We start from the raw sequence: 12,630 nt of genomic DNA, 5'->3' as shown, positions 1-12,630 counted from the left end.
TACCGTGCGCCCACCCCAAGGTCAGGGCTTCAGCGGTCGAGAATATCCCACACCCCATTGATCCGCGCTTCCAGCGGCCGGAAATTGATCTTGTAGGCCATCTTCGGGCTCTGCTCGATCCAGTAGCCGAGGTAGACATACGGCAGCCCCAGTTCGCGCGCCTGCTCGACCTGCCACATGACGTTGTAGGTGCCGAAGGAAGCACCGGCGACGTCCGGATCGAAGAAGGTGTAGACCGAGGACAGCCCGTCGGAGAGCACGTCGATGATCGACACCATGCGCAGCGTGCCGTCGGGCTCGCGGAATTCGACCAGGCGCGTGTTGACCCGGCTTTGCAGCAGGAATTGCGCGTACTGGTCGCGGCTGTCCTGGTCCATGCCGCCGCCGACGTGGCGCGTGGTCTGGTAGCGCAGGTAGAGCGCGTAGTGTTCGTCCGAGAACGACAGGTTCGCGACCATCGCCGTCAGGTCGCCGTGGCGCTTCCAGGCGCGGCGCTGGGTGCGGCTGGGCGCGAACTCGCTGCAGCGCACGCGCACCGGGATGCAGGCCTGGCAGCCGTCGCAGTAGGGGCGATAGGTAAAAATGCCGCTGCGGCGGAAGCCGTTCTTGACGAGCTCGGAGTACACGTCCGCGTTGATCAGGTGCGAAGGCGTTGCCACCTGCGAGCGTGCCTGCCGCGCGTCGAGGTAGCTGCACGGATACGGAGCGGTCGTATAGAACTGCAGCGTCGAGAAGGGCAGGTCATTAAGGTGCGTCATGCAGGTCTCTCGGGCGACGTGATGAACCTATTCTAGCGAAAGCGGAGGGCGCGCACGGTTATGTACCCAACTAAGCATCCAACGGAGGCTGCACTTCCCAGCGCCCGATCGCCGGTTCGCGTATGGCTGCACGCAAGTGCTGCAGGAACACGCTGCGCGGAATCGGCGCGGCGCCGAGCGAGGCGAGGTGGCCGGTCTCCTGCTGGCAGTCGACCATGCGCACGCCGTTGCGGCGCAGGAAGGCGACCAGGTAGGCCAGCGCGACCTTCGAAGCGTCGGACACGCGCGCAAACATCGACTCGCCGTAGAACATGCGGCCGATGCACACGCCATAGGCCCCGCCGACCAGCTCGCCATCGAGCCAGACTTCGGACGAGTGCGCGTAGCCCATCGCATGCAGGCCGGTATAGCCGACAATGATGTCGTCGGAAATCCAGGTGCCGGGACCGTCCTTGCGCGGCGCGGCGCAGGCACGCATGACGGCCTCGAAATCGCTGTCGAAGCGGACTTGCCAGCGGCCACCCTCGGTGCGGCTGCGCTCGACGCGGCGCAGGGTTTTCTTCAGGCTGTCGCTGACCTTGAACTCGCCCGTATAGAGCACCATGCGCGGATCGGTGCTCCACCAGAGGATGGGCTGGCCTTCGGAGAACCAGGGGAAGATGCCGTTCTGGTAGGCCAGCAGCAGCCGCTGGGGAGAAAGGTCGGCGCCGGCTGCGAGCAGGCCCGGCGCGTCCATGGTGAGGGCCTCGGACACGTCGGGGAAGGGCGTATGCGCGTCGAGCCAGGGAATCATGGCAGCCTCGCCCCTTCAGTCGGGTTCACGTGGAGCAATCATCGGGCGGACGATGTCATGGCTGTGCACGCCATAATCCGCGTCGCGGCCACCCTCCCGGATTTTGACGCGGTCGGCAAAGAACAGTTCCAGCGTCGTGCGGATGGTGGGGAAGGCCAGGTCATCCCAGGGGATCTCGGCTTCCGTGAACAACTGCACTTCCAGGCTTTCGATGCCGGGTGCGAAATCCAGGTCGAGCAGGCGCGCCAGGTAGAACATGTGTACCTGGTGCACGTGCGCGACGTTCAGCACGCTGAACAGCTTGCCGATTGCGATGTTGGCGCCGGCTTCCTCCTCGGTTTCGCGGACTGCCGCCTCCGACGTGGTTTCGCCGTTTTCCATGAAGCCGGCAGGCAGCGTCCAGTAGCCATGGCGCGGTTCGATGGCGCGCCGGCACAGCAGCACCTGCAGCTCGCCATCCTTCTCCCACACGGGGATGGAACCGAGCACCATTTTCGGGTTCTGGTAGTGGATCGTGCCGCACTGCGTGCACACATGGCGCGGCCGGTTGTCGCCTTCGGGGATGGCCAGCGCGACCGGATGGCCGCACTCGGAACAGAATTTCATAGGGGATGACAGGAATGAATGTATGACTACTTTACACCCGATTGGCCCGGCTGTGCCGCAGCCGCGCAGCCGCGGGCGGGATGCTTGCCGTCGCAGCATTGTGCTGCAATCGCACATCGGGGGAGCATTGATTTGCTTAAACGGCCGAAGGCGCGTATAATTCATTTCATCAGACGCGGGGTGGAGCAGTCTGGCAGCTCGTCGGGCTCATAACCCGAAGGTCACAGGTTCAAATCCTGTCCCCGCAACCAGAATTTCCGAAAGCCGTTGAATCCTTGCCGATTCAGCGGCTTTTTTGTTTTCGCCATCCCTTGCGCGCCTGGCCGTGTGCGGCGTTCCCTGGCGGACTCGACCAATATCAAGGGAAGACGCTGTTTGCCGCACTCATCCCTTCCTCTCCGGTCGAACAGGAACACGGCGCGGCTGTCGTCCCCCTCATGGGCTGGACCGGCGTTTCCGCGCCCTTCGATGAACATCGATCCTTGGGTTAGACCATGATTACTGTTGACGACATCAACGAAGCCTGGGGTTGGGTAGGGCTCAGCGCCGTCGAAGTATTGGGTGCCAATGCCTTCGGTAACCTGATCATCCGCGACGCCGACGGCAGCTACTGGCGGCTGCGTCCGCAAGACCTCTGCTGCGAGCCCGTCGCGCAGGACCGCGCCGCGCTCGATGCACTGTCCTATAACCAGGATTTCCTGAACGAGTGGTACATGCCCGAGCTGGTCGACCTCGCCGAGTCCACGCTCGGCCCGCTCACCGACGACCGCCGCTACTGCCTCAAGATTCCCAGCCCGCTTGGCGGGCATTACGGCAGCGAAAACCTTGCCACGGTTCCCCTGTCCGAGCTGATACGGTTTGCCGGGGAGGGGGCGCAGCAGCTCGAGGGAGTGCCGCGCTGGCGTTGACGCGACTGTTTTGTGACGATGCCAGCTTGGGCTTTCTTCGCCTTGCCCGGTTCGTTCAGCCAGGCGGTGCGCTGAGGCTGGCCCACAGGTAGGCTGCCGCCATCGTCCGATGCGGACGATAGGCGGCCAGCCAGGCCTGGGTGCGTGCCTGGTCCGGCTTGCCGGCCTCGCCCAGCAGGCGCCCCAGCGCTCCGCGCACGGCCACGTCGCCTTCGAGCGAGCAGTCGGCATAGCCATAGCCGCGCAGCAGCGTGTAGTTGACGGTCCAGGGGCCGATGCCCTTGATGGCGAGCAGGGCCGCGCCCGCGTGTTCCGCATCGTCGTTCAGGTCGAGGCGCAGTTCGCCGGCGTCGACCATGCGCGCCACGCGCAGCAGCGTCTCGGCCTTTGCACGCGAAAATTTGCGGGTAGTCAGCGTCTCGAGGTCGAGACGCGCCACATCGGCCGCCTCCGGATAGCAGACCAGGCCGCTGCTGTGCGGGCGTCCGGCCTGCGCGATGAAGCTGCGGCGCAGGCTGATCGCGAAGGGCAGGTTGATCTGCTGGCCGATGATCGCCCGTGTCAGGGCCTCGAAGACGCTGGCCGACTGCACGATGCGCAGGCTGGGGGAGCGCGCGACCAGTGGGCCGAACACGGGGTCGTCGCGCGTCGCCTCTGCAAACGGTGCCGGGTCGATGCGCAGCGCCAGGATGCTGTCCGGGCCGCGTGCGCCCGCGCCCGCGTGTGCGTGTCCAATGGCGCGTCGGCGTCGATGCGGCACAGTGCCCGGGTCGGCTCCAGCGTGAGGTCGAAGAGCAGCGGCACGCCGCCCAGCAGCACCGCCTTGCGCAGGCGGCTGCCTTCGACCCGTTCGGCCAGGCCTTCGGCGTCGCGCGCGTGGAAGGCCAGCACGTCGGCGCTGCGGTAGCCCGGCGGCAAGGCCAGGGTCAGCCCCTCGGTCATCGTGTCATTTGCCGGCGGCGCTCGCCGGCGCGCCACCGAAGCGCGGAACAAAACCCGTCACCAGCGCAGTGCCGACCAGCACGATGGCCGAGCCGGCCAGCGTATGCCAGCCCACCGTCTCGTGCAGGAAGAGCGCGCCCCAGAGGATGCCGAACAACGGGTTCAGGAAAGTTACCGTCAGTGCCGAGGTCGGCCCTACCTCGGCGATCAGGCGGAAGTAGATCAGGTAGGCGATGCCGCTGCACAGCACGCCCAGGGTCAGCACCGCCGCCCAGACGCCGGGCGTGGGACTGGCGGGCGCGGGAAAGAAGGGCAGGGCGGGCAACACGAACAGGGTTGCCGCCCACATGGTGCCGTGGGCATTGGCGAAGGGTTCGACGCTTTTCGCCGATTTCGCATACAGGCTGGCGATGCTGTAGCACAGCGCCGCGGCCAGCGCCGCCACCGGGGCGATGGCCGCGCCGGGGCGGCTGGACACATCGTCGAAGCCGACCAGCAGCGCCACCCCCGCCGTGCCCAGCAGCAGGCCAAGGCCGGTGCGCAGCGTGATCGGCTGGCGCGCCCACAGCGCCCCGATCAGCGCGCCCCACATCGGCGCCGTCGCGTTCAGTACCGACAGCACGGATGCCGTCAAGGTGCGTGCGCCATAGGCAAACAGCAGGAAGGGCAGGGCCGAGTTGAAGAAGCCCGGGATCAGGTAATGCTTCCAGTTGGCGCGCAGGTCGAGGCGGCGCCGCAGCACCAGGCCGACGGCTGCCGGGAACAGCGCCGCGAACAGCACGCGGTATTCGATCAGCACCGCCGGGCCGAGCACGGGGGCGCCGATGCGCATGAAGAGGAAGGAGCCGCCCCAGATGGCGGCCAGCAGCAAGAGACGCAGGAAATTGGCTGTATTCATGGGTAGAGAGGAGGGCGAAGGCGCATGGTGGCAGAGGGCGCGCGATCGCGCTTCCCGTTTTTTGCTATTGCTATTGCTATTGCACCTGAGGTCACCGCGCGCAGACCTCGCTGCCCGCCGCTTGCGGCGCCGCCGCGTGCGGCACCAGCATGGCGGGCGGCACGCCATTGCGCACGGCGGTCATCTCGGCCAGGATCGCGATGCCGATTTCAGCCGGTGTCTTGCTGCCGATGTACAGGCCGATCGGCCCGTGCAGGCGGTCGAGCTCGGCGTCGGAGAGGTCGAAGAGTTTCAGGCGCTCGCGCCGCCGCGCGTTGTTCAGGCGCGAGCCGATCGCCCCGACATAGAAGGCATTCGACTTCAGCGCTTCCATCAGCGCCAGGTCGTCCAGTTTCGGGTCGTGGGTGAGGGCGACGACGGCGCTGCGCGCATCGAGCTTCGCCTCCAGCACCAGGTCGTCGGGCATCGTGTGGCTCAGTTCGACGCCAGGCAGGTCCCAGCCGGCGGTGTAGTCCTCGCGCGGATCGCAGACGACGACGCGGTAGTCCATGGCCTGCGCCACCGGGCCAGGAAGCGCGACAGCGGACCGGCGCCGATGATGAACAGGCGCCAGCGCGGGCCGTGCACGGTGACCAGGCTATCGCCGTCGACGCGCAGCACGGCGCCGGGCGGCGCGGGAGCCAGGGTGACGGCGCCGCTATCGAGGTCGAGGCGGCGTTCCAGCAACTCGCCGGCTTCCGGGCGCTGCAGGAGCGCGCGCAGTCCGCTGGCCGGGCTGAGCGGCTCGAGCGCCAGCTCGATGGTGCCGCCGCAGGGCAGGCCGAAGCGGTGGGCGTCGTCGGCGCTGATGCCGTAGCTGAGGATGCGCGGGCGCGCATCCAGTGCGATGCCTCCCTCTCGCACGTTCTCGATCAGATCGTCCTCGATACAGCCGCCGGACACCGAGCCGACCACGCGGCCGTCGTCGCGCAGCGCCAGCATGGCCCCGATCGGCCGCGGGCTCGAGCCCCGTGTCTTGACGACGGTGACGAGTTCGCAGCGGTGCCCAGCGTCGATCCAGCTTGCTGCGGTCTTGAGTACGTCGAGGTCGAGGCTGTCCATGAGGCGGGCGGCGGGGCGCTGCTGGGTGAGGGGTGACAATGATACAAAAAAAGCGGGGCGGGCGTTGGGCGTAGGGTGGGCACGGCATTGAAGCCGGGGGCTTCAATGCCGTGCCCACCCTGCACCCGGGCGCCACGTTACGGCGTCAACGGCTTCTTGCCCGCCTTCTTCGTCTTCACGTCCTCCACCGCCAGCTCGATCGCCGTCAGGCGTGCCGCGGTGGCCGGGTGGTTGGCGGTAAAGCCGTTGGCGACGCTGGCCGGGTAAGCTGCGGCGAAGCGCTTCCAGAACGCCGGCGCGCCTTCGTAGTTGTAGTCGGCGCGTGCCAGCAGGAAGACGGCGAGGCGGTCGGCGGCGGCGTCGATATTCGCCGGGGCCGCCTTGATGCCCGCGCTGCCGTTGAGCATCGCCATATCCGGGCTCATGCGCGTCAGGTTGTCGATCACGCTGTCGAGCGTGGCCTTGTTGCGCAGCGCGGCCGGGTGGCCGAGGATGTTGTGCGCCATCGTGCGTGCCAGCACATAGGCCAGTTCGTCGTCGCTTTTGGTGAAGCCGAGCATGCCGCGCGTGACCATGATGCGGCTGCCGTCGGCATAGGCGTTCACGTTGTCGCCATTGCCCAGTTCGATGCCGAAACCGCAGGCGCGCGTAACGGGAATGGTCAGGTCGCGCGGGCGGCCGTCGCGCTCGATGGTAAGCGGCAGGGACGGCTGCGAGGCGACCGGGGAGCCGAAGATGGCGCCGACCGTGTTCGGCGCGCTCGCGCCCGTCGGCAATGGCTTGCCGCCGGCGGCGACGAGGTCGTCGCCCGTGCGCAGGCCGGCCTTGGCTGCGCCGCTGCCGGCCAGCACGCCGGTCACCTGCAGCCGTTCATCCATGCCGAAGGCCACGTGCGCGGCCTCGTTGTACATGCCGGGGTAGTAGTGGCGGTTCTTTGCCGTAAAGCCGAGCAGGTTGCGCGCGTGCTTCGGGCAGAGTTCGGCGTTGTCGATCAGCAGGGGCGCCGCCACGCGGTACAGGCGGTCCTGCATGGCCGCCATCTTGGTGAGCGTGTCGGCGGCGGCCGCCATTTGCGGCGACAGTTGCGTGCTCGGCGGCGTTTGCGGTCCGGCACTCGGCAGGCCGCCCCGGGAAACCGTGGGCTGGGTGCCGCAGGCGGTCAGCAGCAGGGCAATCGAAATGGCCAGCGCAACCGGGCGCAGGCGATGAATGCGGATCATGATCCTCCTCTTCTAGCGCGCCGCACCTGCCTGATCCGGCATGGCATCGTCGCGCCGTACCGGACGCCGTACCGGGCGCCGTACCGGACGCCGTACCAGGGTACTGTTTTCGACGATGCGCCAGGACCGACAAGCCGATACGGGGCGCTCTGGTTTGTTATTGTTTTCCGGTACTGCCGAATCCTCCGGCACCCCGTTCGCTCGATGCAAACTCTTCGACGACATTGAAGCCAACCTGCAGTACCGGCACGATCACGAGCTGCGCCAGCCGGTCGAGCGGCTGCAGCGTGAAGGCGGCGTGGCCGCGGTTCCAGGTCGATACCATGAGCTGGCCCTGGTAGTCGGAGTCGATCAAGCCTACCAGATTGCCCAGAACGATGCCGTTCTTATGGCCGAGTCCAGAACGCGGCAGGATCATGGCGGCATAACCCGGATCGGCCACGTGGATGGCCAGCCCGGTGGGTACCAGCACGGTCTGGCCCGGTTCGAGCACGAGCGGGGCGTCGATGCAGGCGCGCAGGTCGAGGCCGGCGCTGCCGGGGGTAGCGTAGGCCGGCAGCAGGTCTTTCATGCGCGGGTCGAGGATTTTGACGTCGATGGTGTTCATGCGTAATACGTTGTCTGTTTCAGGTAAGGAGGGAGCGCTGCTCGAGGCGCTTGCCGATTTCGGAGACCAGCTGGCGCGCCAGCGTCTGCTTGTCGGCGCGCGGCAGCACGGTGTGGCCGTTCTCGTCGAACAGGACGATGGAATTGTCGTCCTGGCCGAAAGTGTGGTGGCCGATGTTGCCCACCAGCAGAGGAATGCCCTTGCGCTCGCGCTTGGCCGCACCGTAGGCGACCAGGTTTTCCGATTCGGCGGCAAATCCGACGCAGTAGGGCCAGCCCGACAGCGAGGTGGTGGCGGCGACGGCCGCGAGGATGTCCGGGTTCTGCGCGAACTCGAGCTGGGGCGCGCCGCCACCTTCCTGCTTTTTCAGTTTCTGTTCGCTGGCATTGGCCACGCGCCAGTCGGCCACGGCGGCCACGCCGATGAAGACGTGCTGGCCTTCGACCTGGGCCATGACGGCGTCGTGCATCTGCGCGGCCGAGAGCACGTCGATGCGGCGCACGCCGTAGGGGGTGGCCAGTGCGGTAGGGCCGGAGACCAGCGTGACCTCGGCGCCGGCTTCGCGCGCGGCGCGGGCGACCGCATAGCCCATCTTGCCCGAGGACAGATTGGTGATGCCGCGCACGGGATCGATCGCCTCGAAGGTCGGCCCGGCCGTGACCAGCACGCGCTTGCCCGCCAGGATCTTGTGCTGGAAGGCGGCGACGACTTCTTACAGAAGCTGCTCGGGCTCGAGCATGCGCCCGAGACCCGTTTCGCCGCAGGCCTGTTCGCCCGCTGCCGGGCCGAACAGCGTGACGCCGTCTTCCCGCAAGGTGGCGACATTGCGCTGGGTCGCCGGGTTCTGCCACATCTCGACATTCATTGCCGGCGCAACCAGCAACGGCACGCCGTGCGGGCGCGCCAGGCACAGGGTCGACAGTAAATCGTCGCAGGCGCCGTGCGCGAGTTTACGGATGAAGTCGGCCGAGCAGGGGGCGACCAGCACGGCATCGGCGCCGCGGGTGAGGTCGATGTGCGCCATGTTGTTCGGCATGCGCGGGTCCCACTGGTCGGTCCAGACCGTGTTGCCCGACAGCGCCTGCATGGTGACGGTGCCGATGAAATGGGTGGCCGCCTCGGTCATGACGACCTGCACGTGCGCGCCCTGCTTGATCAGCGCGCGGCACAGTTCGGCCGCCTTGTAGCAGGCCACGCCCCCGGACAGGCCGAGGACGATTTTCTTTCCCTGCAGGTCCATGTGCATCTTCCTTTATGGGTGTTTGCTCGGTGCTTGCTCAGTGTTTATTGACGCGCCGCAGTTCGTCGAGGATGAACAGGAAGGCCCCGACCGAAATGCCGATGTCGGCGACGTTAAAGGCGGGGAAGTGGCCCCAGCCACGCCAGTAGAAATCGAGGAAGTCGATCACGTGGCCATAGGCGACGCGGTCGATGACGTTGCCGGCGGCGCCGCCCAGGATCAGGGCCAGGGCCCAGCAGAACATGCGCTGGCCGGCGTGGCGCTTGAGCAGGTACAGGATGAAGCCGATCGCGCCGAGGGCGATCGCGGTGAAGAACCAGCGCTGCCAGCCGCCCTGGTTGCCGAGGAAGGAAAAGGCCGCGCCCGGGTTGTACACCAGTACCAGGTTGAAGAAGCCCGTGACGGGCAGGGTTTCGCCGTAGTGAAAAAGTTTCGAGACGGTGATCTTGGTCAGCTGGTCGAACAGGACGACGAGGAAGGCGATGCCCAGCCAGGGGCCCATGCCGGCGCCGGAGCTGTGAACTTTGGAAACGAGCGGTTTTTTCTTGGTTGCCATAAGATGTCAGGATCGGATGTGAAAAACCGCCATGCCGGGCTGCGGCATGGCGGCTGTGTTTGCCGTTCGGCTTTGCCAGCCGAGATATTACGCGAAGCGGCGTGCTTCGCCGCTGCCGAACAGGTTGCTGACGCACCGTCCGCACAGGCCGGCATGGGCGTGGTCGTGGCCGACGTCGCGGCGGTAGTGCCAGCAGCGCTCGCATTTCGGCGCTTCCGATGGGGTGACCTGCACCGTTTCGTCGCTTTCGTTGGCCGCCTGCTCCACGGTCGCCTGCGAGGTGATGAAGACGAATTTCAGGTCATCCTCCAGGCTGGCCAGCAGCGCGTGCTTCTCGCCGGCGGCCTTGATCGTCAGTTCGGCCTGCAGCGAAGAACCGATCGCACCCGAGGCACGCACTTCTTCCAGCTGCTTGGTCACATCTGCCCGCACTTCGCGCAGCGCCGCATACTTGGCCAGCAGCGCTTCGGCATCCGGCAGTTCCGGGAAGCTCCACAGCGTCTGGGTGAAGATGGTCTCGTCGCTCTCCGCATAGGATTGCTGGCCCGCGAACACGGCCCAGGCTTCCTCGGCGGTGAACGACAGGATCGGTGCCATCACGCGCAGCAGGGAATGGGCGATATGCCACAGCGCCGTTTGCGCCGAACGGCGCGCGGGCGAATCCACGCCGGTCGTGTACAGGCGGTCCTTCAGGATGTCGAGGTAGAAGCCGCCCAGGTCTTCCGAGCAGTAGTTCTGCAGGCGCGAGACCACCGGATGGAATTCGTAGCGCTCGAAGTGGGCTCCGACGTCCTTCTGCAGCTGCGCCATCGCCGCGATCGCGTAGCGGTCGATCTCGAACAGCTCGGCGACTGGGACGGCGTGCTTGGCCGGGTCGAAGTCCGAAGTGTTCGCCAGCAGGAAGCGCAGGGTGTTGCGGATGCGGCGGTAGGATTCCGTCACGCGCTTGAGGATCTCTTCGCCGATCGACAGTTCGCCCGTGTAGTCGGTCGAGGCCACCCACAGGCGCAGGATGTCGGCGCCGAGCGTGTCCGAGATCTTCTGCGGCGCCATCGTGTTGCCCAGCGACTTGGACATCTTCTTGCCGTTCTCGTCGACGGTAAAACCGTGAGTCAGCAGCGCCTTGTAGGGCGGGGTGCCGTTCAGCATCGACGAGGTCAGCAGGGACGAGTGGAACCAGCCGCGGTGCTGGTCCGAGCCTTCCAGGTAGAGGTCGGCCGGGAAGGTCGACTGCTCCTTGTGCGAGCCGCGCAGCACGGTCTGGTGGGTCGCGCCCGAGTCGAACCAGACGTCGAGCGTGTCCTTGTTCTTCTCGTAGACTTCAGCGTCGTCGCCCAGCAGTTCGCGCGGGTCGAGCGCCTGCCAGGCGTCGATGCCGTTCTGTTCGATCAACTTGGCGACTTGCTCCAGCAGTTCCGGGGTGCGCGGATGCAGCTCGCCCGTTTCCTTGTGGATGAAGAAGGCCATCGGCACGCCCCACTGGCGCTGGCGCGACAGGGTCCAGTCCGGACGGTTCTCGATCATGCCGTGCAGGCGCGCCTGGCCCCAGTCCGGGAAGAACTGGGTCTTGTCGATGCCGGCCAGCGCGGTTTCGCGCAGGGTCGGGCCGCCGTCTTTCGGCGTGATGTCCATGCCGGCGAACCATTGCGAAGTGGCCCGGTAGACGATCGGGGTCTTGTGGCGCCAGCAGTGCATGTAGCTGTGGTCGAACATTTTCAGTTCAAACAGGGCACCCGCCTCGGTCAGCGCGGCGCAGATCGGCTTGCTGGCTTCCCAGATGGTCAGGCCGCCGAACAGGGGCAGGGTGGAAGCGAAGCGGCCGTCGCCCATCACCGGTTTCAGGATGTCGTCGTCCTTCATGCCGTGCGCTTTGCACGAGATAAAGTCTTCCAGGCCGTAGGCCGGCGCCGAGTGGACCACGCCAGTACCGCTGTCGGTGGTGACGTAGTCGGCCAGGTAGACCGGCGAAGTACGGTCGTAGAAGGGATCGGCCGCGTGCAGTGGATGCTTGAAGCGCATGCCTTCGAGCTGGCTACCCATGGTGGTGGCGATGACCTTGCCCTCGAGTTTGTAGCGCTGCAGGCAGGACTCGACCAGGTCCTGGGCCAGGATCAGCAGCAGCGGCGCACCGTCGCGTTCCGCCTGGACGAGGGCATAGGTCACTTCCGCATTCACGTTCAGTGCCTGGTTCGACGGGATGGTCCACGGGGTCGTGGTCCAGATCACGATGAAACCGTTCATGGTCGGCAGCGACGGCAGGCCAAAAGCCGCGGCCAGTTTCTCTTCTTCGGCGAACTTGAAGCCGGCGTCGATGGCCGGGTCGCGCTTGTCCTGGTATTCCACTTCCGCTTCAGCCAGTGCCGAGCCGCAATCGAAGCACCAGTTCACGGGCTTGAGGCCGCGGTAGACATAACCCTTGTCCAGCAGCTTGCCGAGCGCGCGCAGTTCGTCGGCCTCGTTACCATAGGCCATGGTCATGTAGGGGTTTTCCCATTCGCCGAGCACGCCCAGGCGGATGAAGCCGGCGCGCTGGCGGTCGATCTGCTCGAGCGCATAGGCGCGGGCTTTCTGCAGCACCTCGGCGGTCGGCAGGTTTTTGCCGTACAGCTTTTCGATCTGGATCTCGATCGGCATGCCGTGGCAATCCCAGCCGGGCACATAGGGCGCATCGAAGCCGGCCATGGTGCGGGACTTGACGACCATGTCTTTCAGGATCTTGTTGACGGCGTGGCCAAGGTGGATGTCGCCGTTCGCATACGGTGGGCCATCGTGCAGGATGAACTTCGGCCGGCCGGCGGCCGCCTTGCGGATGCGGTGGTAGATCTGCTTGTCCTGCCATTGCTTCACCCAGCCCGGTTCGCGCTTGGCGAGGTCGCCGCGCATCGGGAAGGGGGTGTCGGTCATGTTGACCGGGTATTTGCTCAGTGGCTTATTCTCAGGTTTCTTGGCTGCCTTCTGGGCAGGCGCGTTCTGGACGGGTTTGCTGTTTTCGGACATATGT

12 protein-coding genes, 1 tRNA gene and 2 pseudogenes are annotated in these 12,630 nt (G+C 66.2%); 2 read left to right on the top strand and 13 right to left on the bottom strand.

Annotated features, from left to right (window positions below):
- Positions 1-29 precede the first annotated feature (29 nt).
- The 3 genes from G4G31_RS23125 to G4G31_RS23115 all read right to left on the bottom strand — a co-directional run bounded on the left by G4G31_RS23125 (position 30) and on the right by G4G31_RS23115 (position 2,157).
- Positions 30-758, bottom strand: a complete 729-nt coding sequence (locus tag G4G31_RS23125) for an arginyltransferase (protein ID WP_182989560.1) — start codon at positions 756-758, stop codon at positions 30-32.
- Positions 759-828: 70 nt separating this feature from the next.
- A complete protein-coding gene (gene aat / locus G4G31_RS23120; RefSeq protein WP_182989559.1) occupies positions 829-1,551 on the bottom strand; it encodes a leucyl/phenylalanyl-tRNA--protein transferase in 723 nt (240 codons plus the stop codon).
- A 15-nt stretch (positions 1,552-1,566) separates the two neighbouring features.
- Positions 1,567-2,157, bottom strand: a complete 591-nt coding sequence (locus G4G31_RS23115; RefSeq protein ID WP_182989558.1) for an NUDIX hydrolase — start codon at positions 2,155-2,157, stop codon at positions 1,567-1,569.
- Positions 2,158-2,331: 174 nt separating this feature from the next.
- On the opposite strand from G4G31_RS23115, the gene G4G31_RS23110 reads away from it, so the two are divergent.
- A tRNA-Met gene (locus tag G4G31_RS23110) sits at positions 2,332-2,408 on the top strand.
- Here G4G31_RS23110 and G4G31_RS23105 read toward each other — a convergent pair.
- Positions 2,379-2,633 carry a hypothetical protein gene (locus tag G4G31_RS23105; RefSeq protein WP_182989557.1) on the bottom strand — a complete coding sequence of 85 codons (255 nt, stop codon included), beginning with the start codon at positions 2,631-2,633 and terminating at the stop codon, positions 2,379-2,381. The genes G4G31_RS23110 and G4G31_RS23105 overlap by 30 nt on opposite strands.
- An 18-nt stretch (positions 2,634-2,651) precedes the next feature.
- Here G4G31_RS23105 and G4G31_RS23100 point away from each other — a divergent pair, with 18 nt between their 5' ends.
- A complete protein-coding gene (locus G4G31_RS23100) occupies positions 2,652-3,065 on the top strand; it encodes a T6SS immunity protein Tdi1 domain-containing protein (protein WP_182989556.1) in 414 nt (137 codons plus the stop codon).
- A 55-nt stretch (positions 3,066-3,120) separates the two neighbouring features.
- Here G4G31_RS23100 and G4G31_RS23095 read toward each other — a convergent pair whose 3' ends face one another.
- From G4G31_RS23095 to ileS, 9 genes and pseudogenes are all read right to left on the bottom strand, one after another.
- Positions 3,121-3,699: a hypothetical protein gene (locus G4G31_RS23095; RefSeq protein ID WP_308621888.1), complete on the bottom strand. Its 579-nt coding sequence runs from the start codon at positions 3,697-3,699 to the stop codon at positions 3,121-3,123.
- Entirely contained in the window at positions 3,627-4,007 is a 381-nt protein-coding gene (locus G4G31_RS28735) for a hypothetical protein (protein ID WP_308621886.1), read from the bottom strand. Before G4G31_RS28735 ends, G4G31_RS23095 begins: the two co-directional genes overlap by 73 nt.
- Before the next feature lie 4 nt (positions 4,008-4,011).
- The gene (locus G4G31_RS23090; RefSeq protein WP_182989555.1) at positions 4,012-4,905 is read right to left on the bottom strand and encodes a DMT family transporter; all 894 of its coding nucleotides are present in this window, start codon (positions 4,903-4,905) and stop codon (positions 4,012-4,014) included.
- A 91-nt stretch (positions 4,906-4,996) separates the two neighbouring features.
- A pseudogene (locus G4G31_RS23085) lies at positions 4,997-6,006 on the bottom strand (XdhC family protein).
- A 137-nt stretch (positions 6,007-6,143) separates the two neighbouring features.
- Positions 6,144-7,226, bottom strand: coding sequence for a M48 family metallopeptidase (locus G4G31_RS23080; protein ID WP_182989554.1), 1,083 nt, complete (start codon positions 7,224-7,226; stop codon positions 6,144-6,146).
- Positions 7,227-7,383: 157 nt separating this feature from the next.
- Complete coding sequence (dut, locus tag G4G31_RS23075) at positions 7,384-7,833, bottom strand: dUTP diphosphatase (protein WP_182989553.1); 450 nt, start codon at positions 7,831-7,833, stop codon at positions 7,384-7,386.
- A gap of 19 nt (positions 7,834-7,852) precedes the next feature.
- Positions 7,853-9,073, bottom strand: a pseudogene (coaBC, locus tag G4G31_RS23070) (bifunctional phosphopantothenoylcysteine decarboxylase/phosphopantothenate--cysteine ligase CoaBC).
- Positions 9,074-9,110: 37 nt separating this feature from the next.
- Complete coding sequence (lspA, locus tag G4G31_RS23065) at positions 9,111-9,629, bottom strand: signal peptidase II (protein WP_182989552.1); 519 nt, start codon at positions 9,627-9,629, stop codon at positions 9,111-9,113.
- Between the two features lie 87 nt (positions 9,630-9,716).
- Positions 9,717-12,626 (bottom strand): isoleucine--tRNA ligase, encoded by a 2,910-nt coding sequence (gene ileS / locus G4G31_RS23060; protein WP_182989551.1) that lies wholly within the window; start codon positions 12,624-12,626, stop codon positions 9,717-9,719.
- Positions 12,627-12,630 lie beyond the last annotated feature (4 nt).

This window comes from Massilia sp. Se16.2.3 (genome assembly GCF_014171595.1).
GTDB lineage: Bacteria > Pseudomonadota > Gammaproteobacteria > Burkholderiales > Burkholderiaceae_D > Telluria.
Note: the sequence above shows the minus strand (reverse complement) of the source record. Positions and strands in the feature narration are given on the sequence as shown.

Excerpts from the sequence above, each read along its gene's own strand:
- G4G31_RS23090 (WP_182989555.1), bottom strand. The coding sequence starts at position 4,905 with ATGAATACAGCCAATTTCCTGCGTCTCTTGCTGCTGGCCGCCATCTGG.
- ileS (WP_182989551.1), bottom strand. The coding sequence starts at position 12,626 with ATGTCCGAAAACAGCAAACCCGTCCAGAACGCGCCTGCCCAGAAGGCA.
- G4G31_RS23080 (WP_182989554.1), bottom strand. The coding sequence starts at position 7,226 with ATGATCCGCATTCATCGCCTGCGCCCGGTTGCGCTGGCCATTTCGATT.
- G4G31_RS28735 (WP_308621886.1), bottom strand. The coding sequence starts at position 4,007 with ATGACCGAGGGGCTGACCCTGGCCTTGCCGCCGGGCTACCGCAGCGCC.
- aat (WP_182989559.1), bottom strand. The coding sequence starts at position 1,551 with ATGATTCCCTGGCTCGACGCGCATACGCCCTTCCCCGACGTGTCCGAG.
- G4G31_RS23115 (WP_182989558.1), bottom strand. The coding sequence starts at position 2,157 with ATGAAATTCTGTTCCGAGTGCGGCCATCCGGTCGCGCTGGCCATCCCC.
- lspA (WP_182989552.1), bottom strand. The coding sequence starts at position 9,629 with ATGGCAACCAAGAAAAAACCGCTCGTTTCCAAAGTTCACAGCTCCGGC.
- G4G31_RS23125 (WP_182989560.1), bottom strand. The coding sequence starts at position 758 with ATGACGCACCTTAATGACCTGCCCTTCTCGACGCTGCAGTTCTATACG.
- dut (WP_182989553.1), bottom strand. The coding sequence starts at position 7,833 with ATGAACACCATCGACGTCAAAATCCTCGACCCGCGCATGAAAGACCTG.
- G4G31_RS23100 (WP_182989556.1), top strand. The coding sequence starts at position 2,652 with ATGATTACTGTTGACGACATCAACGAAGCCTGGGGTTGGGTAGGGCTC.
- G4G31_RS23105 (WP_182989557.1), bottom strand. The coding sequence starts at position 2,633 with ATGTTCATCGAAGGGCGCGGAAACGCCGGTCCAGCCCATGAGGGGGAC.